Here is a 24,603-nt window from a genome sequence, read left to right as displayed (position 1 = left end):
CTATGGGTGCTTAAGCTTCAACCAAGAAGGACAATTGATGGTCCTTATCTGATTGCGAGCGTTCGAAATCCACCAATCGTGTTGGATAGTCGCCTGTGAAGCAATGGTCAGAATAACGGGGTGCATGAGGGTTACGTGTAGCTTCACCGAGCGCCCAATACAGCCCGTCAACCGACAAGAAGCCCAAGGAATCCACACCCAAGATCTCAGCCATTTCAGCAACACTCTTGTGGCCAGCGATCAATTGGTCGCGGTCTGGCATATCAATGCCATAGAAGTCCGGCCATTGGATCGCAGGAGAGGCAGAGCGCAAATGCACTTCTTTTGCCCCGGCATCGCGTACCATTTGCACGATCTTACGCGATGTGGTGCCGCGCACGATGGAATCATCCACCAGCACAACACGCTTACCTTCTAGAACGCCCCGGTTCGCCGAATGCTTGCGCCGCACGCCAAGCGTCCGGATTTGTTGGGTAGGCTCGATAAAGGTTCGCCCGACATAATGGTTGCGGATGATCCCAAGCTCGTAAGGGATGCCTGAGGCTTCTGAATAGCCTAGAGCCGCCGGTACACCGGAATCTGGCACGGGCACAACAACATCGGCTTCAACCTTGGTCTCTTGCGCCAAACGCATGCCCATGCGCTTACGAACGGCATAAACGGACTTACTGTCGACCATGGAATCCGGGCGCGAGAAATAGACAAATTCAAACACGCAAGGCCGTGGCGCACGCTGGCCAAACGGCTTGATGCTTTCCACGCCGTTTTCAGAGCAGACGACCACTTCGCCATTTTCAATTTCGCGCACAAAAGTCGCGCCAACCATATCCAGCGCACAGGTTTCTGACGCCAATACAGGCGAGCCATTGAGGTCACCCAGCACCAACGGACGGATGCCCAAAGGATCGCGCGCGCCAATCAGCTTTTTATTGGTCAAAGCAACCAGTGCATACGCGCCTTCGATTTGGTGCAACGCATCGACAAACCGCTCAATCATGCGGGGCGCACGAGACCGCGCGATCAATTGCAAGATGACTTCGGTATCGGAGGTTGATTGAAAAATCGCGCCGTTTTCAACCAATTGCTCGCGCAGCTTACGCGCATTGGTCAAATTGCCATTGTGGGCCACACCGATACCGCCGCCAGACAGGTCTGCGAACAGAGGCTGGATATTGCGCAGGATCGTCCCGCCCTGTGTCGCGTAGCGCACGTGGCCAATCGCATTTTGTCCGGGTAGACGCTTCATCAGGTCTGGGCCTGTGAAGTGGTCGCCCACCAGTCCCATGTGGCGTTCGTTGTGGAAGAGGGCTCCGTCAAAGGTAACGATGCCGCAGCCTTCTTGACCCCGGTGTTGCAAAGCATGCAGGCCCAGTGCGGTCAAAACGGCCGCTTCGGCATTATGGGCGATGCCAAAGACGCCACACTCTTCACGTAACCGATCTTCATGCGGGTCCAGCCAAACTTCAATGTCACCGTCCACGCCGGTTGCACCGGCTTGCGCGTCTTGCCCATAGCACTGAGGGTTCATTTTTCGCTCTCCGGGTCAGGGGTCGTTGAATTGGATGGACTAAGCGTCCAAGTGGGGGCCTTTTGGGCCTTTACGGGCTCGCCGTCTACGGATGAATCCAGCACATTTGCTGTATCACCTTTGCGCGAATGAGCTAGGTCTTCCCCGGCTGAAGCAGCACCACGGGCCATATTGGTGGCGGCTTGTCCGGCCTGCGGTGCTAAGTGTTTGAGGGCGTCTGCAGTCAGCATCACCAAGGGATAGAATTTCGCTTCCTGAAACGACTTTGGCAACATGCTAGGCGGCGCAATCGAGATCACGATCAAGCAAGCTACACCAACCAGCGCAAATCCCCGCGCGACGCCAAATAGCAGGCCCGCTGTCCGGTCCAATATCCCCAAAGGCTCAGAATCGTGAATCCATTCATGAATACGCCCGGTCGCGACGCGCACGGCTATGTAGACGAGAATGAAGATACCGCCGACGGTGGCTGCATCCGCCAGCCAACCCGTATCAATGAAAGCGCGCATGGGTTCGCGGAACACCGGGAACCCCCAGAGGACCGCCAAAATAGCGATGAACATGGCGGCCATCGATAAGGCTTCGCGGACAAAACCACGAGCAAACGCCAAAAGAGCTGAAATCGCCACAATTCCAAGAATGACGATATCAAATCCGTTCATACAAACTGCTCCAAAAGAGACTAAGGTGTCTCGGGATATTCTTGTCCGGTGATGGTCGCCACCAAGTCAGCTGCCGTGGCGATTACACGATGCTTCACACCTGATTGCCCTGCCACGAGTCGGCGGGTTTGGCTCGAAGTGGTTGCGGTGGTGTTAGACGAAGAAGCGCGCGGAAGGAAGGCTTGAGTAAAGCCCAACTTCTCGGCTTCTTTAAGGCGAGCATCAGCGCGGCTGACAGGGCGTACATCGCCCGACAGCGCTATCTCGCCAAAGACGACGCAATCCTCTGGCAAGGCCTGATCAAACAAGGCCGAAACCAAAGCCGCGGCGACCGCTAGGTCAGCGGCTGGCTCGCTGATCTTCAGGCCACCGGCGACATTCAGATAGACATCGCGACCGCCAAAGGCCAATCCACAACGGGTCTCAAGCACGGCGAGGATCATGGCAAGGCGCGTGGTGTCCCAGCCCACCACAGCCCGCCTTGGTGCCCCAAACGCGGTGGGCGAGGCGAGGGCTTGGATTTCAACCAGAACCGGACGCGTGCCCTCAATCCCCGCAAAGACGACACTGCCGGGGCGGGCATGGCCGCGATTGTCCAAGAATAGCTGACTGGGATTGGTGACTTCGCGCAGGCCTGCGTCACCCATCTCAAACACGCCAATTTCGTCGGTGGGTCCAAAACGATTCTTAAGCCCGCGCAGGATGCGGAAATGATGGCCGCGCTCACCCTCAAACTGCAGGACGGCGTCGACCAGATGTTCGACCACGCGGGGTCCAGCGATCTGACCATCCTTCGTCACATGGCCAACCAGAATGATCGCGGTGCCAGCCTTTTTGGCGTGTCGCACTAATTCATGCGCACAGGCACGAACTTGGGCCACGGTGCCGGGGGCAGCGGTTAGCGTGTCGGTCCAAACCGTCTGAATGGAGTCGATAATGGCAAGCTGCGGCTTTTCATGCTTCAGCGCTTCGAGGATGGTCTCAAGGCGGGTTTCGGCGGCCAGCTGCACTGGGGCCTTCTCAATCCCCATCCGTCGTGCCCGGTCTTGGATTTGCGCAATCGCTTCTTCACCGGAGACATAGACGGACTTGATGCCACGCGAGGCAGCACCGGCTACGGCTTGTAACAGCAAGGTCGATTTGCCGATGCCGGGATCACCACCTACCAGAATGGCGGAGGCTTCTACCAAGCCACCACCACACACACGGTCAAATTCGCCAATACCGGTCGCGAGCCGGGGCGGGGCTTGCGCGACGCCGTCTAAGGCTTGAAACGCAAGACCCGGGCCTTTACCGCGTGCCCGAGCGGAGGGGCTAACCGCTTGTGGGCTTTCTTGGGCTTCTTCGACGATGGTATTCCAAGCCCCACAGGCCTCGCAGCGGCCTTGCCAGCGTGCATGGACGGCCCCGCAGGACTGACAGACAAAAACGGATTGCGACTTTGCCATCGCTAATCAATCTTCCAAATAGGAGCGCTCAAAACGATCTCCCAGCCGGGTCAGAATTTCATAGGGAATGGTGTCGAGCGCTTGGGCTTGGGCGTCGAGAGGCGCGGCGCGGCCGAGAAATTGTGCCATCGCACCGATTTTGGCAGCCGCGCCGGCACCCGACACGTCCAGCGTGATCAAGTCCATCGAGACCCGCCCGACAATTGGGCAGACCGCCCCACCCAAAATGGCAAACCCTCGGTTAGACCCTGACCGCAGAAACCCGTCTGCATAGCCCAAAGTCACCGTTGCAATGCTGCGACGACGATCAGCCTGCCAAGTCGCGCCATAGCCAATGGTGTCACCCGGCCCGACACTGCGCAGTTGAATGATGGGCGCTTCTAAGGTGGCAACAGGCTCCAAAGGGACTGGGTCTTGGTCAAACGGGCCACCGCCATACAGGCCGATGCCGGGCCGAACCAAATCAAAGCAAAAATCGCCGTCCAACAAAATCCCTGCTGAAGCGGCAAGGGACAGTGGGGCTGTGGGCAGGCGGGCAGCGAGCGACACAAAGGCATCGCGCTGCATGCCATTCTTGGGGTGCTGAGGGTCGGAGGCACAAGCTAAATGGCTCATGATCAAGGCGAGGTTTAACGAAAAGATCGTCTCCTCAGCACGGTCGACATCTTCTTCGCTAAGGCCCAACCGGTTCATGCCGGTGTCGATATGCAAAGCCGCAGGCTGTCCTAAGCCAGCTTCTGTCCACAAGTGGACTTGATCTAAATCGTTCAAAACAGGGCGTAAGTTGCCTGCCAAGAACGCCGAAACCTCGTCAGCCATCACGCCATTAAGGACATAGATAACCGGATCAGGGCCCAACGCTTGGCGGGCTTTATCCCCTTCGAACGCATGGGCGACAAAGAAGGTTTTGCAGCCTGCGTCCGCGAGGCTTTGGGCAACTTTAGCCAGCCCCAAGCCATAGCCATTGGCTTTGACCACAGCCGCACATTCTGCCCCTTGGGCATTTTCGGCAAAGAAAGCCCAATTGCGGGCCAAAGCCGCCAAATCAATCGTCAGCTTACTGCGGCGAAGGAGCCCTGAGACTGGATCAGTCATCCAAGCTCTCGTAACGCCCGGTGGAATCTAGGTTGGTGAATTTGGTCAGTTCAGCTTGGAAGCCGACACGGACTTTGCCAATCGGGCCGTGGCGTTGTTTGCCGATAATGACTTCTGCAATATTGCGCATCTCACTGACTTCTTCCTGCCACTGGAAATGCTCCGTCGTGCCGGGCTTGGGTTCTTGGCGTTCGAGGTAATAGGCATGGCGATACACGAACATAACCACGTCCGCGTCTTGCTCGATTGAGCCCGATTCCCGCAAGTCGGCCAATTGAGGGCGCTTATCTTCCCGGTTTTCCACCTGACGCGATAACTGTGAGAGCGCGATGACCGGCACCTGAAGCTCTTTGGCGAGGGCCTTCAGACCTTGGGTGATTTCACTGACTTCTTGCACCCGGTTTTCGGAGCGTTTGGAGCCACTGGTGGTTACAAGCTGGAGATAGTCCACCACGATGAGGTCGAGGCCATGCTGGCGCTGTAGCCTTCGGGCCCGCGCTGCAAGCGCCGAAATCGACAGACCGCCTGTATCATCAATATAGAGCGGCAGACTTTGCAGATCGATGGCCGCTTCGCGCAGCTTGGCATATTCGTCCTTGTCGAGGTCGCCGCGCCGCATGCGGTCAGAGCCGATGGCGGTGTAATCGGCCAGAAGTCGCATGGTCAGCTGTTCGGCGGACATTTCGAGCGAGTAGAAAGCCACGACACCGCCATCAATCGTCTGGAACGATCCATCGGGCCGCGCCTCCCGCTTGAAGCGCTTGGCCGCATTAAAAGCGATGTTGGTAGCCAACGCCGTTTTACCCATCGAAGGCCGTCCAGCTAGGATCAACAAGTCGGACTTGTGCAAGCCACCCAACATCCGGTCAATTTCATTCAGGCCGGTTGGCACCCCGATCAGCTGACCGTCCCGCTTGAAGGCCGCTGCGGTGATGTCGATGGTTGCCGCGAGCGAAGCAGCAAAGCTCTTGAAGCCTTGGTTGAGTTGGCCGGTCTCGGCCAAAGAATAGAGCTTCTTTTCCGCCGTTTCGATCAGACGAGCCCCGCCCTCCATCCCGTCTTCATGATCTGTGGCGTCGGCCATCATCTCCGAGCCGATGCGGATCAAATCGCGACGAACGGCCAGGTCGAAGATCAATTTGCCATAGTCAGCAGCGGCAGCAGGATCGGCGGCGGCATCGACCAGGGTTGCAAGATAGGCTGCGCCACCAATGTCTTTTAAAGCACCGTCTTGGCTGAACTTGGCGTGGAGGGTAATGCCATCAGCCAGCGAGCCCTTTTGGATCATCCGGCTGATTGTCTCATAGATCCGGCCATGGACCGGATCATAGAAGTGCAATGGCTTCAGCATGTCGCCGATACGACTGGTGACTTGGTTGTCGACCAGAATAGCCCCGATCAGGGCTTGTTCAGCGTCCAAATTATGCGGGGCCGTGCGCAACACACGTGCCGGATCGAGCGGGGTAAGGTTTCCATCAGCCATGTCGCACTCTTTCAGGTGTCGCGCAGCGAATCACCTATGCGACGCAGAACGAGGCTAGAACATCCCCAGCATTTTTTCATCTGTGGATAGATGTGTTGGGCTATTTGTTTCGACCGCTTTTGACGTACCGCCGTCCGTATCGTTAGACACGTCCGCTTCGGCAAGCGCTGCTTCGATCGCATCCATCAGGGAAGCTGGCGTGAAAGGCTTGGCCAAATGGCTGTTGGCACCCGCTTCAATCGCCTGATCGCGATGTTGGCGCATCGCATTGGCTGTAACCATCACAATCGGCGTCGCCGGCAGATGATGCGCTTTTTCATGCTCGCGAATGGCCTGAGTTGCCGACAAACCATCCATGACAGGCATTTGCATATCCATCAAAATAATGTCGAACCGGCTTGATTGATAAGCTTTGAGCGCCGCCATCCCATCATCGCACATGGTCAGGTCGATACCCAAGGGCTCTAGGATCAGACGCAGCACTTTTTGGTTCGTTGGGTGATCTTCAGCCGCCAAAATCCGCAGGGGTGCGTCAGGGGCTGACGCAACAGGGTCTGGTAAGGCGTCGGGCGAGGCTATCAGGCTTGGGGCCATTTCGCGCTCTAGTGGAATGCGAACAATAAAGGTCGAACCTTCACCGGGCTCTGACTCCCAATTCATGCCCCCGCCCATGGCCTCGATAAGCCCGCGACAAATGGCGAGGCCGAGGCCCGTGCCACCAAAGCGACGGGTAATGGAGGTATCTGCTTGGATAAAGCGCTGGAACAGCCGTCGACCGGTTTCTTTGTCAAAGCCAATGCCCGTGTCGCAGACTTTAATCTCGAGGATTTCGGAAGCTTCAGACCAATCAATGAAGACTTGGACTTCACCTTGGTCGGTAAATTTGACGGCATTGGAAACTAAATTGGCGACAATCTGTTTGATCCGCGTCGCATCGCCAAAGAACCAGCCGCGCGCATGCTCGCCATAAGTCACGCCAAATTGCAACTTCTTGTCGGCGGCATAGGTTTGAAGCAGAAGTGCCGAGGCATCGAGTTCAGCGCGTAAATCAAAGGCTACCCGCTCAATCTCAACTTTACCAGCTTCGATTTTCGAGAAGTCGAGAATATCGGACAAGAGGCGTGCCAAGGTCCGGCCGGACGCGTCGATCAGGTCGACCATTTCCTTTTGCTGACCATCAAGCTTTGTGGCTGCCAACGTGTTGGCAATGCCGACTACCCCATTCAAGGGGGTCCGCAATTCATGGCTCATATTGGCCAGAAAATCCGTTTTGGCACGATTGGCGAAGTCGGCTTCATCCGCCATGTTCTGAGCCCGCATCCGCTCACGCTCAACGATCTCAAGTAAGTCGCTAGACTGGACACGGAAATCAACTTGTGACCGTACCATGCGATGCAGAAAGAGGGATGCTGCAAAACTACCTGCGACCGCCGTCAGCCCAGTGAAAACCTTGTTCACGATCATTGCTTCGGAGCCGGTAAAGATCAGGAAAACCACCGATATCGCTACGAGCGAAAGAGTGGCACCGACCACACGAAGGGAAGGACCCAGAATTGCGCTGGCAAAGGCAATCATCAACAAGTAGACGAATTGTGCCTCGTCGCTTGCATAACTCGTGTGCGTGACCACATTGGTGACGGCGAGAAGATTTATGAGAAAAACACTCAGACCTAAAAGGCTGAGGTCTTTGACCGCTCGCAGCAACGTAAAGCGCAATGTCAGGATTAAAACGCCAGAGGTCGCTGCCAAGCACGCCATCACAATGGCGAGATCCCCTTTCAGCACCAAAAGGTGACCTGCGGTCAGCAGAACATAATAAACACCTAAAATCAATGCATAAGCACGCGCCATCGGGGCATAGATCGCTACCAGTTCGGCAGATTCAAAATCTTTGGCGGATGCGCGCGGATCAATCATACGCAAATGATATGCGAATTGTCTTAAATTCTCCTTATGATCGTTGTTCTAGTGAGCTGTGTCTCGACCAAACAAAAGCCCCACAGGCGAACCTGCAGGGCTTTTAAATCAGTTTAGAAGCCCAAAGGGCGATCTATTAGACTTCGTAGCCGTCCAATTGCACAGCGTTCTCGGCGATCTCAGCGGCTTGTTCGGCTGCTGCGACGCGATCTTCGTCAAATTGTGAATTGATGACGTTTTCGCCCTTGGCTTGACGTTCAGCTTCATCTGGTGTGCGAGCCACGTTGATGAAGACTTCAACTTCGACTTCAGGGTGAAGACGGATCTTCACAGTCTGATAGCCGATCGCCTTGATTGGCGTGTCAAGCTGGACTTGGTTGCGTGCAACGTGGAAGCCGACCGCATTGGCTGCTTCTGCGATGTCACGAGCGGCAACCGAACCGTACAATTGACCGCTTTCGCCAGCAGCACGGATCAGCAAGAAAGCCTGACCGGCCAAGCCTTCAGAAGCAGCTTCCGCTGCTGCACGGGCGTCTGCGTTGCGGGTCTCAAGAACCGAGCGCTGCAGTTCAAACAGTTTTTTGTTGGATTCAGTAGCGCGAAGGGCTTTCTTTTGCGGCAACAAATAGTTGCGCGCATAGCCTGGCTTTACCGATACGATGTCGCCAATACCGCCAAGGCGGCCGACGCGTTCGAGCAGGATGATGTCCATGTCGGCGTCTCCTTAAACGACGTGATAGGGAAGAAGAGCCAAGACGCGAGCACGCTTGATCGCCTTAGCGAGTTCGCGTTGCTTCTTTTGGCTCACGGCGGTGATGCGCGATGGCACGATCTTGCCCTTTTCGGACAAGTAACGCTGCAACAGCTTCACATCTTTGAAGTCGATCTTTGGCGCTTGATCGCCAGAGAACGGGCAAACCTTACGGCGGCGTGCAAACGGCCGACGCGATGGCAGGTTGGAGATGGTGAATTTGGTCGTCATGATCAGTAATCCATCCCATTGGTTTCAGTGCGTGCGCGCTGTTTCTTTTCGTCGCGTTCACGACGGGCCAAAATAGGCGAAGGACCTTCTTCAAGCTCTTCAACGGCGATAGTCATGTAGCGCATGACATTTTCGTTGATGCGCTGCAGGCGTTCCATTTCATGGACTGCTGCGGCTGGTGCATCGATGTTGATCAACGAATAGTGGCCCTTGCGGGTTTTGTTGATCCGGTAAGCCAAGTTGCGCAGACCCCAATATTCGACTTTACCAACTTTGCCGCCCTTTTCGGCGATCAAAGTGGAGATGCCTTCAACCAGCTCGTCAACTTGCTGCGGCGAGATATCTGGCCGCGAAATAATGATATGTTCGTAGAACGGCATGAGAATCCATTTCCGTTAGATGCGCCCCATGAGAATTGCGGCAAATGGTTCAGCGGGGACCAAACCACCTGATGGTTCCGCGTCGCAGCTTCCTTGTGCTGATATGCTTATTAGGCACACAAAGTCGCTCATGCGGGCGGACCGCAATCAGTGAAGCGGGGCGTAAAGCACTTATCTGTGGAAAAGGGAAGGGGTAGCGCGCAGTAATGCCGCTAAAACCGGCCTTGCACAAAGGATTTATGACAGCGAGACTGGTCGTTCGACGATCAAAATAGGAAGCGGTTCGCGTGACACTTAGCTGGATGGAGTTTTTGCTCGTCGTCGCTCTATTAGAGCTGACGCCTGGGCCCAACATGGCTTGGCTGGCGACTTTGACACTGGATAAGGGCAGGGCAGCAGGACTCCAAGCGGTTTTGGGCATTGCCCTTGGCCTAGGCCTTTATTTGATCGCAGCGATTGCGGGTCTAGGTGCCCTGATGGCCACCCAACCCCAGTTGTTGGCGGGGCTGCGCTGGTTGGGCGTGCTTTATCTGGTCTATCTGGCGTTTGAGCCTTGGATTGAGCGGGCCAGACAAGGCGCAGAAACAGGTTTGGTTGATGCAGAACACGCGTCGGGCCAAGCTGGACGGCACTTCATGCGCGGCCTAACCCTCAATATCTTGAACCCAAAAGCAGCACTTTTCTATGTGACGCTGTTGCCGCGCTTTGTCGACGAAAGTGGCGGGCAGGTTTGGGTGCAAAGCCTGTGGCTGGGGCTTACCCATATTGGGGTCGCAACAGGCGTACATTTGGCCATTGTTCTAGCAGCGGGCGGCCTGCGCCCGTGGTTGAGCGCTGGCAAACGGCGCACCTATTTGAATATCTTTTTTACCCTAGCCCTTTTGGGCATTGCCGCTTGGCTGGGTTGGGATGGTTTGGCCCATCCTGTCTAAGCCCTTTTCTACTGCCCACTTGCCTAATCGGGCCTGCAACGCTAACGCCAAATCATGCTGATTTTCCAATTTCCCGGCCAAGGTAGCCAAAGCGTCGGTATGGGTGTTGCCCTTGCCGAAGCATTCCCCGCCGCAAAGCAGGTCTTTGCAGAGATTGATGACGCGCTTGGGCAAAAGCTCTCAAGCCTAATGGCAGAAGGTCCGATTGAGACGCTGACGCTAACCGAAAATGCCCAGCCCGCTTTGATGGCTGTGAGCATGGCAGTCGTGACCGTCTTGCGAACAGACTTTGGCATCGGTGTTGACCGGGCGGCGTTTGTCGCTGGTCATTCCCTAGGCGAATATTCGGCGCTTACAGCCGCAGGGGCGTTTTCGATTGGCGATGCAGCTCGCCTGTTGCGTCTGCGCGGTCAAGCGATGCAGCGCGCGGTTGCGCCGGGTCTTGGCGCGATGGCGAGTTTGATTGGCCCGAAAGTGGATTTGGCCTTGGCAGAAGCCGCCGCTGCTGCGGGTGCCAAAGTTGGCGTTTGTGTCGTGGCCAATGACAATAATGCAGGCAACATCGTTATTTCCGGCACGAAAGAGGGCGTGGATGCGGCCATTGCAGCCGCGAAAGAGATGGGTGCTCGCGCAATCCCATTGTCTGTTTCCGCCCCCTTCCATTGCTCGTTGATGGCCCCAGCAGCCGAAGAAATGGCCGCAGCGCTTGCTGCAACCACCATCCACAAGCCTATCGTCCCTGTGCTGTCCAATGTCACGGTGAAGCCGACGCAAGATCCTGACACCATCGCCAAATTGCTGGTGGAGCAAGTGACCGGACGCGTTAGATGGCGGGAATCGATTGGCTGGTTCGCCGCCCAAGGTGCCGCTCAGTTCGTGGAATTGGGTGCCGGCAGTGTGCTGACCGGCATGTCCAAGCGCATCGCCCCAGACGCGACCTCTCTTGCGCTTACCGGTGCTGATGAAATTGCGGCCTTCGCCGCTTCCTTGACTTAAAGACGAAAGAGGCAACGCACATGTTTGATCTAACAGGCAAAAAGGCGCTCGTAACTGGCGCAACCGGGGGCATTGGCGGGGCCATTGCGCGTGCTTTACACGCTGCTGGCGCACAAGTTGCCTTGTCGGGTACCCGCCAAGAAGCGTTAGATGCCCTAAGTGCAGAATTGCCGGGCAGCGTGGCGCTGGCCTGCAATTTGTCTGACCCCGCAGAGACTGACGGTTTGATTGGTCGGGCTGAAGAAGCGCTGGGTGGCTTGGATATTTTGGTTGCAAATGCCGGGATCACCAAAGACGGTTTGCTTTTGCGCATGAAGGATGAGGATTTTGAGCGCGTGCTCGATGTTAATCTGGGGTCTTATTTCCGCTTAGCGCGCGCAGCCTCGAAGGGCATGATGAAGCGGCGCTTTGGCCGGATCATTGCGATCACATCGGTTGTGGGTGTCACAGGCAATCCGGGCCAGGCCAATTATGCAGCGTCAAAAGCAGGCATGATCGGCTTTACAAAATCCATTGCACAAGAACTGGCTTCTCGCGGCATTACAGCCAATTGTATCGCGCCAGGATTTATCGTCTCGCCGATGACAGATGCGCTGAATGAGGCGCAAAAGGAGGCCATTACTAAGTCTATTCCTGCCGCTCGACTTGGTCAGCCTGATGACATTGCTGCAGCGGTTGTCTATCTAGCATCCGATCAAGCCAGCTATGTTACCGGGCAGACTTTGCACGTAAATGGCGGAATGGCGATGATTTAGGTACTGTTTTGGCGCTAGCGGCCTCAAGCCAAAGGTGCTAATTCGTTGAACTCCCGTGGCGCTATGTTGGCAAAACGGTAACTATAACAACGCCGAAGAGACTTCGGCAGGATTCGAGGACCAACAATGTCTGACGTTTTCGACCGCGTAAAAAAGATCGTAATTGAACACTTGGACGCTGATGCGGAAAAAGTCGTTGAAAATGCGAGCTTCATTGATGATCTGGGCGCAGACAGCCTCGATACAGTGGAACTTGTCATGGCTTTTGAAGAAGAGTTTGGCGTTGAGATTCCAGATGATGCTGCTGAAAAGATCCAAACCGTCGGCGACGCGGTGAAGTTCATTTCGGCCAACGCTGGCTGATCAGAACATGCGTCGCGTTGTCGTGACGGGAATCGGCCTCGTCACCCCAATCGGGGTCGGGGCCGATTTCGTTTGGAAAAGCCTGTTGTCCGGTGCAAACGGGGCAGGCACCATTTCTGCGTTTGATGCATCTGACCTGCCAGTCCACTATGCCTGTGAAGTCCCTTGGACGACTGGGCGCGGTGGTGGCGGAGCGGATGTGGCAGGGTCGTTCGATCCTGAAACCGCGATGTCCTCGCGGGACCGTCGGCGCGTCGATGAGTTTATTTTGTACGGGGTCGCAGCTGCTAATGAGGCGATTGCCGATTCTGGCTGGGTTGCGGAAACCGAAGAACAGCAAGAGCGCACTGGCGTCATGATTGGCTCTGGCATTGGTGGTCTTTCCACCATTGCAAACAATGCGCTGCTTCTTGAGAAGGAAGGGCACCGAAAGATCAGCCCCTTCTTCGTGCCCTCGGCGCTGATCAATCTGACTTCTGGCCACGTGTCGATCAAGCACGGTTTTAAAGGCCCTAACCATTCTGTGGTGACCGCTTGTGCGACCGGGGCACATGCCATTGGTGACGCCGCCCGCATCATCAAATATGGCGACGCCGATGTGATGGTTGCAGGTGGCTGTGAGGCTGCGGTTTGTAAGATCGGCATTGCCGGCTTTGCCGCAGCGCGCGCGCTGTCGAGTGGCTTTAACGAGGACCCAACTTCGGCTTCTCGCCCCTATGACAAGGACCGCGACGGCTTTGTGTTAGGCGAAGGCGCAGGCGTTGTCGTCTTGGAAGAATATGAGCATGCCAAAGCACGCGGTGCCAAGATTTATGGCGAAGTGGCAGGCTATGGCATGTCGGGTGATGCCTATCACATCACAGCGCCTTCTGAAGATGGCAATGGCGGCTTCCGGGCCATGCGCTCTGCGTTGAAAGACGCAGGTCTTGCGACTTCAGACATCGGCTATGTCAACGCGCACGGCACCTCGACCCCCTTGGGTGACGAGATTGAGTTGCGGGCGGTAGAGCGTTTGTTTGGCGCGGACACCCAAGGCTTGACCATGTCTTCAACTAAGTCCGCAATCGGCCATCTATTGGGAGCCGCAGGCTCGGTTGAAGCAATCTTCTCGCTTCTAGTGTTACGGGATCAAATCGCCCCACCGACACTCAATCTGCGCAATCCATCTGTGGAGACCCAGATTGATTTGGTTCCGCTGGAGGCCAAGAAAGTGGTTGCTAAGGCTGTGTTGTCCAATTCCTTTGGCTTTGGCGGCACCAACGCGGCGCTTATCCTGAAAGCGGTCTAATGACCGATCCCGTCGCCAAAGTGCGTGGCAAAAAGGCGGCTCAGGCAAAGGCCATGTGGCAGCGGATTTGGATCGGGCTTGGCCTCGCGTCGATTTTATTCGTTCTCGGCACGGGCTGGTTCCTTTTGGGACCGGGCCCGAAGGCCAAAGAGGGTGAGTCGAGCTTTTTCATCGTAGAAGATGGGGATTCAGCCAGTATTGTTGGCCGTCGTCTTCAAAAGGAAGGCTTGGTGCGATCCGCACTGGGGTTCCGCTTGGCGGTCGCGATCAATGGCTCTGCGGCCGACTTGAAGATTGCGGAATATGAAATCCCCTCTGGTGCCACCCCCATCAGCATTGCCAAAATCCTCGCCAGCGGTGAGGGGGTCAGGCGCGCGATTGTATTGCCGGAGGGCTGGAGCGTCAGCCAAATCTATAAACGTCTGGAAGCAAGCCGGTTTTTGGCAGGCGAGTTGCCGCCAGCGCCGCCTGAAGGGACGCTCAACCCTGACACCTATCCGATCCAACGTGGCGATACGCGCGCAAGTGTGGTGAAGCGGATGCAGGACAGCCATCAAGCCCTCATTAACGACTTATGGCTAAAGCGCGCGCCAGACCTGCCGATTGCCACGAAGCAAGAGGCGATCATTTTGGCCTCCATTGTGGAAAAAGAAACCGGTATTGCTGAAGAGCGGCCCCGTGTGGCGGCGGTCTTTGTCAACCGCCTACGCCTTGGCATGAAGCTGCAGTCTGACCCAACAATCATTTACGGCATCACTAAGGGTGCGCCCTTGCGCCGGAAAATCTTCCGTAGCGACCTCGAAAACCCCCATCCTTGGAACACTTATGTGATCCAAGGCTTGCCCCCTACGCCGATTGCCAATCCGGGCAAGGATGCTTTGGCGGCTGTTCTGAACCCGCCCCGGACCCGCGAAATCTTCTTTGTGGCGGACGGCACGGGCGGGCACGTCTTTGCCGAGACCTATGCCGAGCATAATCGCAACGTCCTGCGCTGGCGTGCATGGCGAGCGGAACAAGAGAAAAAGGGCCAAAGCCTGATGGGTGGTGGCCAATGAAGCCTGTGACACCGCTCTTGGGCATGACGGGCTTTGGCCGCGCCGAAGGTCAAGCTGGCGATGTCGCTTGGGCGTGGGAAGCGCGCAGCGTCAATGGCCGCAATCTCGACGTGAAGTTCAAACTGCCGCCCGGCTATGAAGCCTTTGAGACCAAGATCCGCGAAGGCTGCGCCAAGCGCTTTAAGCGCGGGTCGATCCAGATTTCGCTTGCGACCAAGCGTGACAGCACCAGCATTGGCCCGATGGTACGGGTCAATCAGGACATGATTGCGTTTTATCTCGCAGAGGGGCAAGCGTTGATCGAGCAGGGCAAGGTAGGCCGACCAAGCCTCGATGGCCTGCTGCAACTGCGCGGCGTGCTGGAAAGTGCAGATTTTGTTGAGCCTGACGAGGTGAAGGCCGCACGCGAAGCTGCTTTGATTATTGGCCTAGATACCTCGCTCGACGCCCTTCTGGCCGCTCGGCACCGTGAGGGTGAGGGGCTGTTCACGCTGTTTGAAACCTTGCTGTCGCGGATCGAGGCCACGACGCATCAAGCCGAAGCCGCTGCAGAAGCGCAAGTCTTGGCCATTCGTGACCGCGTGCAAAAGCGCACGGCAGAGCTTTTGGGCGATGTGCCCTATGATCAACAACGCCTGTTGCAAGAGGCCGCCGCGCTCGCCCTAAAGGCGGATGTGCGCGAGGAACTGGACCGCTTGCGGGCCCATAGCGGTGAGGCGCGCGCGCTGCTTCAGCAAGGTGGGGATATCGGCCGCAAGCTGGATTTCTTGGCTCAGGAATTTCACCGCGAATCCAATACATTGACGGCCAAAGCTGCGGCCTTGGAACTCACCCGCGCAGGCCTCGACCTCAAGGCCAGCGTGGATCAATTGAAAGAACAGGCAGCCAATGTCGAGTGAGCCCCATCTCTACAAACGTCGCGGTCTGATGTTGGCCTTGGTCAGCCCGTCAGGGGCAGGCAAAACCACTTTATCCCGACGACTAGTGGACGAGGACCCAGACATTGCTTTGTCGGTTTCCTGGACTACACGCGCACCCCGCCCGGGTGAGAGCGATGGGGTACATTACCACTTTGTCGACAAGGACCAATTCCGCGCCCATCGCGCCCAAGATGGCTTTCTCGAATGGGCCGAAGTCCATGACCACTATTACGGCAGCCCGCGTGAAAGCGCGTTCGCTACCCTTCAATCGGGTCGCGACTTGATGTTTGACGTCGATTGGCAAGGCGCGCTGCAACTGCGCACCTCGGCCCCAGAAGAAGTGGTGAAAGTCTTCATCCTGCCGCCCAGCATGGCTGAGCTTAAGCGCCGCCTGATCTCGCGCGGGCAGGATACACCCGAAGTCATCAAGAAACGCATGACCAATGCCTATGGCGAGATTAGCCGCTGGGAAAACTTTGATTATGTGCTGGTCAATGAAGACCTCGACCAGAGCTTTGCGCGCCTAAAAACGATCCTCGAAGCCGAACGCATGCGTCGCGCGCGCCAGCCTTGGATGGGTGGCTTTGTACAGGGGTTGTTGCGCGAGGATACGTGAGGGGGGCAGCGATTCAAGCCCCTCGCCCTCTGGGAGAGGCCTTTGTGTTTAGAAGCGCTTTGGTGCCCATTCTGGTCCACCAAACCCTAATATAACTCTTTCAACTCCAACGTCTCGCGCGCAATTCGGTCGCGCACCAAGTCGCGCTTTTCTTGTAGGAGACCACCGAGCCGTATGGCATCGGTAAGCCACCAGACGAAGGTGATAGGAAAGCCGACCATGCTGAGGGTCAAAATCAACATGGCGAGGCCCGTTTTCGTCTCGCCGATAAAAAAGCGATGCGCACCGAGCCAGCCTAGGAAGAACCAAAGTGCATAAGCGGGAAAGGGATCTTTCGCCTCTCTGTCGGTACGAAGTTCAATGGCGATCAAATCTTCTCGGCTTATTTCCAAGATCCCGTGCCCCTGAATTACAACAAACCCCTAGCGCGGGCGGCGCGTCTTACAAGCGCGAATGGTTACGCCGGCGGGCAGGGCCGTGGCTTCATCGCCGCAGGCATCTTCAAGCTGGCGGGTGGTAAGGCCTGTGGCCGTCGATAAATCAGCGCCTGAGAGGTTGGCACCTGTGAAATCAGCGCCTTGCAAGCGCGTGCGGCTGATACGCGCATCACGCAGAACAACGCCCGTTAGATCTGCACGGGAAAAATCAGCGCCTTCAATATTGGCGCGTGTCATGATGGCCCCGGTAAAGTCCGCATTGACGAAGACTGCGCCCATGACCATGACACCGGTCATATTGGCACCACTGAAGTCGGGATTGGTGCCGCGCGTACCACCAAATTTTGCGCCGGTTAGGTTGGCACCAATTAACTCGGCATTGGAAAGGTCTGATCCGGCGAAGTCAGAGCCGCTGAAATTAGCGCCAGCAGCTTCGATGGAACGCAGACCTGTGCCAACAAAGCTGGCCCCGCGAAAATTTGAGCCGTTCATTTCAGCACTGCTGAGGTCGCCACGGTCAAAGCGCGTACCGGCAAAATTGCCAGCGGTCATTTCGGCGCTGCGTAGAACGGAGCCTGAGAAGTTTGACCCTGCGAAGTTGCCTGATGACATATGAGCATTGTCCATCCGCCGATTGGACATGTCACAGCCCGCGCACAATCCGGAAAAGCGACCCGTAAAGGTCACTGTGGACGGCTTACCGCGTTGATCCCATGTAAAAGCCATAACGGGCTGAGCAATAGGGGCGAGGGCGAAAGCAATCAGAAAGGGCAAAGCTTTTGACATGATGCATGCCTTATACCGCTTCAGCGCTTAACTTCCACTTAAATGGTTGTAACAATCTGCCAAGAGGCAGCTGTGGGCAGGCGCTTACTTGCAGGCAGGTACCGTCAAGCCGCGTGGCAAAGTGGTTTCTGCATCGCCGCAAGCCTTGCTCAATTGGGCTTGGGTTAGGCCACGTGCGCCAGCAAGTTCTGCACCTGACAAATTGGCATCGACCAGATTAGCACCTGCAAAATTGGAGCTAGAGAAATAGCCACCGACCAAAATGGCGCGCTCAAGAATGGCACCACCAAAGTTGGCACCGGTTGCCCGCACACCGTAAAGGTTGGCAATCGAAAGATCGGTACGGGCGAAATTGGTGCCATCAGCTGTTGCCAAGGACATGTCGGACTGACGCAAGCGCGCACCGGCAAAAGTCTTGCCTGATACGTCCGAATAGCTCAAATCGGCTTGAAACAGATTGCATTTTGCGCACGACTTACCGGCTTTGACCGACGCAATTTGGCCCGCATTTTGGGCAAAAGCAGAGGTGCCGCAAGCTGCTGCGACGAGGATGGCAATGGCGAGACGTTTCATTTTCGGACGCTCCAGCGGTCTAAACACAAGTTCAGACGGCTCCTTGCAGGAATGGTGCCGTGATTTGAAACCGGTTTTAGGCGTTGCCTTCAGCTTGGCGTGGCCCGGCCCACCCGCAAGCATCACAGGCATAGCCAAACGCGTCCGCCTTCACTGTGAAGTGGCCGCAGTCGGGGCAGGGGTCGCCTTCATAGCGGGCGCTGGGGGCAGCAGTCTGGGGCTGAATCAGGGTCGCTTGGATGGTGCGCTCTTGAGGTGAATTAGAGCCACGGCTAGCCCGTTCTGCTGCGCTGGGCAGGCGCACCAAATTGTCTGGGAAGCTGCCGCGCGAAAAACCTTTGGAGATAAAACGCACGGGGTCAGCAGCTTCAGGTGCGCCAGCATCCGTCACCGCTTCATCAAATCGGTCTTCAGACAATTCCGCCAAATCATCGCGGCCTAAATAAGAAACGGCCAGTTCGCGGAACAAATAGTCGAGGATGGACGTCGCGCGCAGAATGGAATCATTGCCCTCAACATCGCCCGCAGGCTCAAAGCGCGTGCCGACAAAGGCGTCGACAAACTCCTCCAGCGGCACACCATATTGCAGGCCAATGGACGTCGCGATGGCGAAATTGTTCATCAAGGACCGGAAGGCCGCGCCTTCCTTATGCATGTCGATGAAGATTTCCCCGATCTCGCCATCATCAAATTCGCCGGTATGTAGATAGACCTTATGGCCTCCAACCGAAGCTTTTTGGATATAGCCTTTGCGCCGATCTGGCAGACGGCGTCGCGCAGCGGGTTGAGGGATCAAGCGCTCAACGACACGCTCAACCACCACTTCGACACGTTCGACTTTGACTTCTTCGGCCACATTTTCATAACGGCTCAGATCAAAATTGGGCGCGCCAAAGCCAGGCTCTGACAATTTGAGCTTAAAGCCTGCAAAGCCTGCTTGGCCGAGAATTTTAGCAAGCTCTGTTGCCATCACCCGCACATTCTCGGTGCGCGAGACGGGCAGGCTCAACGTCACATATTGACGGATAGCTTCATCTTGTGCCGCAGCAAATCGGACGACGTTTTCGCGCGTCGCCGGGCCAAACACATCCGAATTGGGCAGCACGCCCCACTGGTCGGGTTGGCCCAAGGCCCATTTTTGGGCTGCAGCAATATCTTGCGAGGTAAAGCCTAGCTCTTTCAGCACATCAAAGCCCGGCTGTAAGACCTTATCTAAGCTGCATCCGCACCAGTGTGCGGTTTCTTCTGGCCCTAAAAGCCAAGGGGTGATGGTTTGGCGCAGCGAGCGGGCGCTGATCAAGGCCTCTGCAATTGCGGCTAGGCCGTCTTCATCAACGCCACGGCTGGCCAGCGCGTCATAGGAAACACCGGGCGCGCCAATCAAAGTGCGGGTGCCCAGTAATTGGCGGGTAGCATCTTGGTCATCGAGCCCCAGCGCCTTTAGGCCACGGACCACACACGGGCGCACTGAAAAGCCGGTTTCTTCTCCCGATAGGGCCGTCTCAATCGCCGGGCTGGAGATAGGCGCGAGACCTGGCGCATCAGCCCCAAGTGCCACCAGAACCAATCCATGCTCTTGCGGCTTTAAGGCCGTCTCAAAGCTTGGCGGGTTGTCGGTGTCAGCAGAAATCTTGGCCAAGATGCTGCTGGCCTCGGCAGCGCCAGTCGCGATCGCGCCAAGCGCACGGCGCACCACGTCTTGATCGTCAGGCGCGGCATAGGACTTCCCAAGCGCCATCAAGAGGCCCGCACCGTCACAATACCGAATAACCGCCGCGCGCTGATTGGCCCAGTTTTGAGCCGCCGATTTGGTCGGAAACGCTGTGGCAGCGCCGAGGCAATCAAGGGCTATCCGCCAAGTTGCAGCAACGCGTTCAAGCTGATTGAAGTCTATATCTTCATAAAAGGCAGACAATGAGATCACGGCAGCCGGGCCAAGAGCCGCAAAAGCCGCATCGTCAAATGCAAAGCCACAACCGGTACGCGCGGCCCGCAAAAGCAAGTCACCGTCTAGGGCTTGTGCGGCAGGGATGAGAAGGGTGGTCGGTTCCAGCAAAGGCGCGTCGAGCAGGCCGCCATGGGCTGTGGCGTCAAAAATGCCTTGTTTGGCATCCTCAATCGCTTCTAAAATCGCCCCAGCGGGGGCCCCAATGCGAAATGCTGCCGCTACAGCTTGGGCTAGTACGGGATTGTCCCGTGGGTCGTCATGGCCGACGCCTTCGGCGCGACCAACGGCTTCGCTGACGCGCGCCAAGGCGTCGCGCAGTTGAATACGCCCCATCGACAAGGCAGATGAGTCAAACTGACTTTGGCGGCGCTGATGCACGACCGCCTCTGCCTGTGCCCAAGGCACGATCCGGCTTTGGAAGTCTTCATCCAGCCAAACCGCTGGCAGCCCGGTTTCAATCTCGGTCGACCGATCTTTCAGGTTCAAGACAAAGCCGCGCGTCGCCGTTCTTGTTTGGCCCAAAGCGCGCAGATAGCCTGCATCAAGCATAACTTGGCGGTTTAACAGGCTATTGGCCAATACGGCTTCAAAATGGTCACGCGCTTGCGCGTCAGCCAAAATGCCTGCCGTCCAAGCCGAGCTGCCAATACGACCGGCTAAATCAAGGATGGCATCGGAAATGGAGGACTCGTCAGGTAGGTCTGCGGCTTCGCCGAAGGCCAGCACATTGTCCAAACTCCAACTCGCCGGGGCATAGAATGGGCCAGAGTCAGCGCCGATCTCGCGCAACATATCAGGCTGCGCGACGAAGCGTTCATGACCAAAAAAGGCGGAATTAAAGCTCACAGCAGCCCCATCGCGAATCACTGCGCTGATCATCTGCCTGAAGTCGGCAATCGCCTAGTCCTGATTGGGGAAAAACTGCATCAGTAGTCCTGCTTTCTGCTGAAGAATGCGTATGGCCGCAAGTAATCGGTGTTTCGTCCTGTTCAGGCATGCCGCACCGACTTGAAGCTAGCAGCGGTGCGGGGCATAATGGGTGTTGAAGAGGAATAATCTCGTGCTCACAAAAATCTTTACGTGGTGGAATGGTGCAACAATTGGTGCGCTATTTGATATCGCAAAGCGTGCAACCTTGGTGGGCGAAGATGACCAAGGCAATCGCTATTTTGAAGAGCGTAAGGCCACCCTCGAAGGGCGTAAGCGTCGGTATGTGCTTTACAATGGCTATGCCGAGCCTTCACGCGTGCCAGTAGATTGGCACGGCTGGCTGCACCATACGTTTGAGCAACCCCCAACGATTGAGCCTTTCGTGCTGAAGTCATGGGAAAAGCCGCATCTACCTAATTTGACTGGGACTGTCTTTGCCTATCGGCCAAAGGGCAGCTTGGCCGGGGCAGGAGAGCGCGCGAAATCTTCCAGCGACTATGAGTCTTGGTCGCCCGAGTAATGAAACGGGCCGACGGCACAGCCATGTTCGACGTAAAGAAACTAAGCTGGCTGGCGTTGGGTTCCGCCTTCATTGCGCTTGGTAGCGGTGCTGTGATCGCACAGACGGCAAATCCAGAAGCCAATGCGACTGGCCTGCGTCCTGGTTCAACCAGCGGCGCAGCCAGTGATCCAGCTAAGGCTACGAAGGCGACGCCACCTGCGGCAACGAGTGGCGGTATTGATCCAGAGCTCGGGCCCATCGAAGAGCCTGAAGAAGGCGATGTTGCGCCTGCTTTCCGTCAGAACGGCACCGGCACGTGGATGACCCCTGAGGAGGAGATGCGCGCGCGCATCCGCCGGGAAGCCCTAAGCCAAGCAGAGGCCGAGCAACAAGCCTTGGCAGCCAGCGGCTTAGTCCTGCCTCGTTTGGTTGGACCAAATATTCCCCTTGTCCCGCTTGAACTTTTGTTTCCGCCAGAAGCTCTCGAAACTGGGCCGAAGCCTGTGCGTGAAACGCGCGGCACCGGGGTTATGATTGGGGCCTTGGATCGCGAAAAGGGAACCAATGTCCGTGTGCGCGTCCCCGTAGGCAGCCAAGTTACCTATGGATCTTTGCGGCTGAAGCTTTCGGCTTGTTATGCGTCCAATCCTGAGGACCCGTTTGAATCTTGGGCCTTTGTCGAAGTCTTGGATATGGGCCGGCAGAATACCAATCAATTGGCCGTTTTGCCCCAGCGCAACCGTCGCGACATGCGTGAGGCCAATAAGGAACGCGTTATACGCAAAGGCTGGATCATTGCTTCCAGCCCGGCGGTTACGCCCATTGACCATCCAACTTACGATATGTGGTTGGTCAGTTGTGAGGGGGCAATTGCATTGCCAAGTGCTGCTCCATCGTCTCCAAACAAAGCGCGCCCACGCTCTGCGGCCAAAGCTGGCGCGGCGAATCCAGATGCAGCGGCATCGGTGCCAGTTGCGCCGGAGGCGGATCCAGGTGAGTCAGAGCCTCGGACGGGTCCAGCGCCAACAAATCCAGCACAGGAAAAGTTGAAGGGCACGTAATCGCTTCAGCCAAAAGCGCGTGATAGGTCTTACGATTGACCTCAATGGTGCCAAACTGCGTCAAATGATCGGTGAGAAACTGGGTGTCTAACAGGCGAAATCCGCCTGCGATGAGGTGCGCGACCAGATGGACGAGGGCGATCTTGCTGGCATCCCGCGCGCGCGAAAACATGCTTTCGCCAAAAAATGCCGCGCCAAGGCGAACCCCATAGAGACCACCGACCAAATTGCCTTCGTGCCAGGTTTCAACGCTAAAAGCGTGACCGCGGCGATGTAATCCGTCGTAGAGTTCCAAGATCGGCTGATTGATCCATGTCTCGGTCCGCTCGCCAATCGGTGCCGCGCACAATTCCACCACCTCACGGAAAGCTTGGTTGATTGTCACGATGAACGGGGTGGTGCGAACTGTACGCTTGAGGCGTCGTGGGATGTGGAATTGATCAAGCGGCAGAACGCCCCGCTGGTCTGGATCAACTAGAAACAGGCGGGGATCATCCCGCCCGTCTGCCATCGGGAAAGTCCCGCGCGCATAGCATGCCAAAAGCTCGTCCGGGCCAAAGCCCTTGCTCATGCACGCGGTTCCTCAGCTTGTTCGGCTTGTTCGGCCAGCCACTTTTCGAGCCAGTGGATGTTGTAATCGCCATCGATGATGTCGCGCTCTTGCACCAAACGCAGGAACAGCGGGATCGTGGTCTTCACGCCACCAACCACCATTTCAGACAGCGAGCGTCGCAAACGCATCAGGCATTCATTGCGGTTGCGCCCATGCACGATCAACTTACCAATCAAGCTGTCGTAATAAGGTGGGATTTTATAGCCGGTATAAATGGCTGAATCCAAGCGCACACCCAAGCCACCGGGGGCATGGAAGTCCGTGATGGTGCCAGGTGAAGGTGCAAAGGTGACGGGGTCTTCGGCATTGACGCGGCATTCAATCGCCACGCCTTCAAATACCACTTCTTCTTGGGTGAAGGAGAGCGGCATCCCAGCTGCGATCCGAATTTGCTCACGCACCAAATCCACGCCTGTGATCATCTCGGTGACGGGATGTTCGACCTGAAGTCGGGTGTTCATTTCGATGAAATAGAAGCGACCCTCTTCATAGAGGAATTCAATGGTGCCAACGCCCAGATAGCCCAGCGACTTGATGGCCTTCACCACGATGTCGCCGATCTCGGCGCGTTCCTCTGCGTTCAAGGCAGGTGAGGGCGCTTCTTCCCAGACTTTTTGGTGGCGACGCTGGAGTGAGCAATCACGTTCGCCCAAATGGACCACATTGCCAAACTCATCGGCGATCACTTGGATTTCGATGTGGCGTGGCTTGCCGAGGTATTTTTCGAGGTAAACCGTGTCATCGCCGAACGCATTCTTGGCTTCGGTGCGGGCCATCGACAAAGCGACCGACAACTCATCCTTGGAATGGGCGACCTTCATGCCGCGACCACCACCACCGGCGGAGGCTTTTACCAGAACGGGATAGCCAATTTCTTCGGCAACCGCCAAGGCGGTCTCGTCATCCGTAATGCCACCGTCAGAGCCCGGCACTACAGGGATGCCGGCAGCCTTAACCGCAGCTTTGGCGGCAATCTTATCCCCCATCATGCGGATATGTTCAGCGCGCGGGCCGATAAAGACTAAGCCATGCGCATCGATGATTTCTGCAAAGCGGGCATTTTCAGACAAGAAGCCATAGCCCGGATGGATGGCCTGCGCGCCAGTAATCTCGCAAGCCGCGATTAAGGCTGGGATATTCAAGTAAGACTTCGCAGCAGCTGGCGGGCCCAAACAGACACTTTCGTCAGCCAAGCGCACATGCATCGCGTCGGCGTCCGCCGTAGAATGGACCGCCACGGTGGTTATGCCCATTTCTTTGCAGGCGCGGTGAATCCGCAGGGCAATCTCGCCGCGGTTGGCGATCAGAACTTTATCAAACACCTGTGTGTCTC

General features: G+C 56.6%; 24 protein-coding genes and 1 pseudogene. 10 read left to right on the top strand and 15 right to left on the bottom strand.

The genetic code is table 11. The annotated features are described in order from the left end of the window. Positions 1 to 10: 10 nt before the first annotated feature. The 9 genes from purF to rpsF all read right to left on the bottom strand — a co-directional run bounded on the left by purF (position 11) and on the right by rpsF (position 9,495). Positions 11 to 1,528: an amidophosphoribosyltransferase gene (purF, locus tag ACIQ20_RS02770; RefSeq protein ID WP_395777201.1), complete on the bottom strand. Its 1,518-nt coding sequence runs from the start codon at positions 1,526 to 1,528 to the stop codon at positions 11 to 13. Next, positions 1,525 to 2,190 carry a CvpA family protein gene (locus tag ACIQ20_RS02765; RefSeq protein ID WP_395777199.1) on the bottom strand — a complete coding sequence of 222 codons (666 nt, stop codon included), beginning with the start codon at positions 2,188 to 2,190 and terminating at the stop codon, positions 1,525 to 1,527. The genes purF and ACIQ20_RS02765 overlap by 4 nt, the downstream gene beginning before the upstream one ends. Before the next feature lie 20 nt (positions 2,191 to 2,210). Further along, positions 2,211 to 3,638, bottom strand: a complete 1,428-nt coding sequence (gene radA, locus ACIQ20_RS02760; protein WP_395777197.1) for a DNA repair protein RadA — start codon at positions 3,636 to 3,638, stop codon at positions 2,211 to 2,213. Positions 3,639 to 3,644: 6 nt separating this feature from the next. Then, a complete protein-coding gene (alr, locus tag ACIQ20_RS02755) occupies positions 3,645 to 4,733 on the bottom strand; it encodes an alanine racemase (protein ID WP_395777194.1) in 1,089 nt (362 codons plus the stop codon). Next, positions 4,726 to 6,216, bottom strand: coding sequence for a replicative DNA helicase (locus ACIQ20_RS02750; protein WP_395777192.1), 1,491 nt, complete (start codon positions 6,214 to 6,216; stop codon positions 4,726 to 4,728). The genes alr and ACIQ20_RS02750 overlap by 8 nt, the downstream gene beginning before the upstream one ends. A 54-nt stretch (positions 6,217 to 6,270) precedes the next feature. Beyond that, positions 6,271 to 8,133: an ATP-binding protein gene (locus tag ACIQ20_RS02745; RefSeq protein ID WP_395777190.1), complete on the bottom strand. Its 1,863-nt coding sequence runs from the start codon at positions 8,131 to 8,133 to the stop codon at positions 6,271 to 6,273. 136 nt (positions 8,134 to 8,269) lie between these two features. Next, positions 8,270 to 8,845 carry a 50S ribosomal protein L9 gene (gene rplI / locus ACIQ20_RS02740; RefSeq protein ID WP_395777188.1) on the bottom strand — a complete coding sequence of 192 codons (576 nt, stop codon included), beginning with the start codon at positions 8,843 to 8,845 and terminating at the stop codon, positions 8,270 to 8,272. Between the two features lie 12 nt (positions 8,846 to 8,857). Continuing rightward, complete coding sequence (gene rpsR / locus ACIQ20_RS02735; RefSeq protein WP_395777186.1) at positions 8,858 to 9,115, bottom strand: 30S ribosomal protein S18; 258 nt, start codon at positions 9,113 to 9,115, stop codon at positions 8,858 to 8,860. Positions 9,116 to 9,117: 2 nt separating this feature from the next. Beyond that, a complete protein-coding gene (gene rpsF, locus ACIQ20_RS02730; RefSeq protein WP_313587367.1) occupies positions 9,118 to 9,495 on the bottom strand; it encodes a 30S ribosomal protein S6 in 378 nt (125 codons plus the stop codon). A gap of 287 nt (positions 9,496 to 9,782) precedes the next feature. On the opposite strand from rpsF, the gene ACIQ20_RS02725 reads away from it, so the two are divergent. From ACIQ20_RS02725 to gmk, 8 genes are all read left to right on the top strand, one after another. After that, positions 9,783 to 10,427, top strand: coding sequence for a LysE family translocator (locus ACIQ20_RS02725; RefSeq protein WP_395777184.1), 645 nt, complete (start codon positions 9,783 to 9,785; stop codon positions 10,425 to 10,427). A gap of 51 nt (positions 10,428 to 10,478) precedes the next feature. Next, positions 10,479 to 11,423 (top strand): ACP S-malonyltransferase, encoded by a 945-nt coding sequence (gene fabD, locus ACIQ20_RS02720; protein ID WP_395777215.1) that lies wholly within the window; start codon positions 10,479 to 10,481, stop codon positions 11,421 to 11,423. Positions 11,424 to 11,443: 20 nt separating this feature from the next. Further along, positions 11,444 to 12,178, top strand: coding sequence for a 3-oxoacyl-[acyl-carrier-protein] reductase (gene fabG, locus ACIQ20_RS02715; RefSeq protein ID WP_395777182.1), 735 nt, complete (start codon positions 11,444 to 11,446; stop codon positions 12,176 to 12,178). 126 nt (positions 12,179 to 12,304) lie between these two features. Then, entirely contained in the window at positions 12,305 to 12,541 is a 237-nt protein-coding gene (locus tag ACIQ20_RS02710; RefSeq protein ID WP_290806760.1) for an acyl carrier protein, read from the top strand. A 7-nt stretch (positions 12,542 to 12,548) separates the two neighbouring features. After that, positions 12,549 to 13,829 carry a beta-ketoacyl-ACP synthase II gene (gene fabF, locus ACIQ20_RS02705; RefSeq protein ID WP_395777179.1) on the top strand — a complete coding sequence of 427 codons (1,281 nt, stop codon included), beginning with the start codon at positions 12,549 to 12,551 and terminating at the stop codon, positions 13,827 to 13,829. Next, on the top strand, positions 13,829 to 14,884 hold the full coding sequence (gene mltG, locus ACIQ20_RS02700; protein ID WP_395777177.1) for an endolytic transglycosylase MltG: 1,056 nt from the start codon (positions 13,829 to 13,831) through the stop codon (positions 14,882 to 14,884). Before fabF ends, mltG begins: the two co-directional genes overlap by 1 nt. Continuing rightward, a complete protein-coding gene (locus ACIQ20_RS02695) occupies positions 14,881 to 15,783 on the top strand; it encodes a YicC/YloC family endoribonuclease (protein ID WP_395777175.1) in 903 nt (300 codons plus the stop codon). Before mltG ends, ACIQ20_RS02695 begins: the two co-directional genes overlap by 4 nt. Next, entirely contained in the window at positions 15,773 to 16,420 is a 648-nt protein-coding gene (gmk, locus tag ACIQ20_RS02690) for a guanylate kinase (RefSeq protein WP_395777173.1), read from the top strand. The genes ACIQ20_RS02695 and gmk overlap by 11 nt, the downstream gene beginning before the upstream one ends. Positions 16,421 to 16,506: 86 nt before the next feature. On the opposite strand, the gene ACIQ20_RS02685 is transcribed toward gmk, so the two are convergent. The 4 genes from ACIQ20_RS02685 to ACIQ20_RS02670 all read right to left on the bottom strand — a co-directional run bounded on the left by ACIQ20_RS02685 (position 16,507) and on the right by ACIQ20_RS02670 (position 21,010). Beyond that, the gene (locus ACIQ20_RS02685) at positions 16,507 to 16,812 is read right to left on the bottom strand and encodes a TM2 domain-containing protein (RefSeq protein WP_395777171.1); all 306 of its coding nucleotides are present in this window, start codon (positions 16,810 to 16,812) and stop codon (positions 16,507 to 16,509) included. A gap of 30 nt (positions 16,813 to 16,842) precedes the next feature. Continuing rightward, entirely contained in the window at positions 16,843 to 17,643 is an 801-nt protein-coding gene (locus ACIQ20_RS02680; protein WP_395777169.1) for a pentapeptide repeat-containing protein, read from the bottom strand. A gap of 84 nt (positions 17,644 to 17,727) precedes the next feature. Then, a complete protein-coding gene (locus ACIQ20_RS02675; RefSeq protein ID WP_395777167.1) occupies positions 17,728 to 18,216 on the bottom strand; it encodes a pentapeptide repeat-containing protein in 489 nt (162 codons plus the stop codon). A 76-nt stretch (positions 18,217 to 18,292) separates the two neighbouring features. Then, positions 18,293 to 21,010 (bottom strand): hypothetical protein, encoded by a 2,718-nt coding sequence (locus ACIQ20_RS02670; protein ID WP_395777165.1) that lies wholly within the window; start codon positions 21,008 to 21,010, stop codon positions 18,293 to 18,295. A 214-nt stretch (positions 21,011 to 21,224) separates the two neighbouring features. Here ACIQ20_RS02670 and ACIQ20_RS02665 point away from each other — a divergent pair, with 214 nt between their 5' ends. Further along, complete coding sequence (locus ACIQ20_RS02665; RefSeq protein ID WP_395777163.1) at positions 21,225 to 21,614, top strand: NADH:ubiquinone oxidoreductase subunit NDUFA12; 390 nt, start codon at positions 21,225 to 21,227, stop codon at positions 21,612 to 21,614. Beyond that, positions 21,614 to 22,657 (top strand): DUF2155 domain-containing protein, encoded by a 1,044-nt coding sequence (locus ACIQ20_RS02660; protein ID WP_395777161.1) that lies wholly within the window; start codon positions 21,614 to 21,616, stop codon positions 22,655 to 22,657. Before ACIQ20_RS02665 ends, ACIQ20_RS02660 begins: the two co-directional genes overlap by 1 nt. Here the strand turns inward: ACIQ20_RS02660 and aat are convergent. Both aat and accC read right to left on the bottom strand, forming a co-directional pair. Further along, positions 22,638 to 23,228 (bottom strand): annotated as a pseudogene (aat, locus tag ACIQ20_RS02655) (leucyl/phenylalanyl-tRNA--protein transferase); the annotation flags it as partial. The gene ACIQ20_RS02660 and the pseudogene aat overlap by 20 nt on opposite strands. Then, positions 23,225 to 24,592 (bottom strand): acetyl-CoA carboxylase biotin carboxylase subunit, encoded by a 1,368-nt coding sequence (gene accC / locus ACIQ20_RS02650; protein ID WP_395777159.1) that lies wholly within the window; start codon positions 24,590 to 24,592, stop codon positions 23,225 to 23,227. The gene accC and the pseudogene aat, both read right to left, overlap by 4 nt. Between the last annotated feature and the right edge of the window lie 11 nt (positions 24,593 to 24,603).

The sequence above is a fragment of the Aquidulcibacter sp. genome, assembly GCF_044346625.1.
Taxonomy (GTDB): Bacteria; Pseudomonadota; Alphaproteobacteria; order Caulobacterales; family Aquidulcibacteraceae; genus Aquidulcibacter.
The sequence above is the reverse complement of the archived record's forward strand: the minus strand, read 5'-3'. Positions and strand labels throughout refer to the sequence as shown.

Bases quoted from the DNA above. Each gene is read 5' to 3' on its own strand.
- purF (WP_395777201.1), bottom strand. From the start codon at position 1,528: ATGAACCCTCAGTGCTATGGGCAAGACGCGCAAGCCGGTGCAACCGGC.
- ACIQ20_RS02765 (WP_395777199.1), bottom strand. From the start codon at position 2,190: ATGAACGGATTTGATATCGTCATTCTTGGAATTGTGGCGATTTCAGCT.
- radA (WP_395777197.1), bottom strand. From the start codon at position 3,638: ATGGCAAAGTCGCAATCCGTTTTTGTCTGTCAGTCCTGCGGGGCCGTC.
- alr (WP_395777194.1), bottom strand. From the start codon at position 4,733: ATGACTGATCCAGTCTCAGGGCTCCTTCGCCGCAGTAAGCTGACGATT.
- ACIQ20_RS02750 (WP_395777192.1), bottom strand. From the start codon at position 6,216: ATGGCTGATGGAAACCTTACCCCGCTCGATCCGGCACGTGTGTTGCGC.
- ACIQ20_RS02745 (WP_395777190.1), bottom strand. From the start codon at position 8,133: ATGATTGATCCGCGCGCATCCGCCAAAGATTTTGAATCTGCCGAACTG.
- rplI (WP_395777188.1), bottom strand. From the start codon at position 8,845: ATGGACATCATCCTGCTCGAACGCGTCGGCCGCCTTGGCGGTATTGGC.
- rpsR (WP_395777186.1), bottom strand. From the start codon at position 9,115: ATGACGACCAAATTCACCATCTCCAACCTGCCATCGCGTCGGCCGTTT.
- rpsF (WP_313587367.1), bottom strand. From the start codon at position 9,495: ATGCCGTTCTACGAACATATCATTATTTCGCGGCCAGATATCTCGCCG.
- fabG (WP_395777182.1), top strand. From the start codon at position 11,444: ATGTTTGATCTAACAGGCAAAAAGGCGCTCGTAACTGGCGCAACCGGG.
- ACIQ20_RS02710 (WP_290806760.1), top strand. From the start codon at position 12,305: ATGTCTGACGTTTTCGACCGCGTAAAAAAGATCGTAATTGAACACTTG.
- fabF (WP_395777179.1), top strand. From the start codon at position 12,549: ATGCGTCGCGTTGTCGTGACGGGAATCGGCCTCGTCACCCCAATCGGG.
- mltG (WP_395777177.1), top strand. From the start codon at position 13,829: ATGACCGATCCCGTCGCCAAAGTGCGTGGCAAAAAGGCGGCTCAGGCA.
- ACIQ20_RS02695 (WP_395777175.1), top strand. From the start codon at position 14,881: ATGAAGCCTGTGACACCGCTCTTGGGCATGACGGGCTTTGGCCGCGCC.
- gmk (WP_395777173.1), top strand. From the start codon at position 15,773: ATGTCGAGTGAGCCCCATCTCTACAAACGTCGCGGTCTGATGTTGGCC.
- ACIQ20_RS02680 (WP_395777169.1), bottom strand. From the start codon at position 17,643: ATGTCAAAAGCTTTGCCCTTTCTGATTGCTTTCGCCCTCGCCCCTATT.
- ACIQ20_RS02675 (WP_395777167.1), bottom strand. From the start codon at position 18,216: ATGAAACGTCTCGCCATTGCCATCCTCGTCGCAGCAGCTTGCGGCACC.
- ACIQ20_RS02660 (WP_395777161.1), top strand. From the start codon at position 21,614: ATGAAACGGGCCGACGGCACAGCCATGTTCGACGTAAAGAAACTAAGC.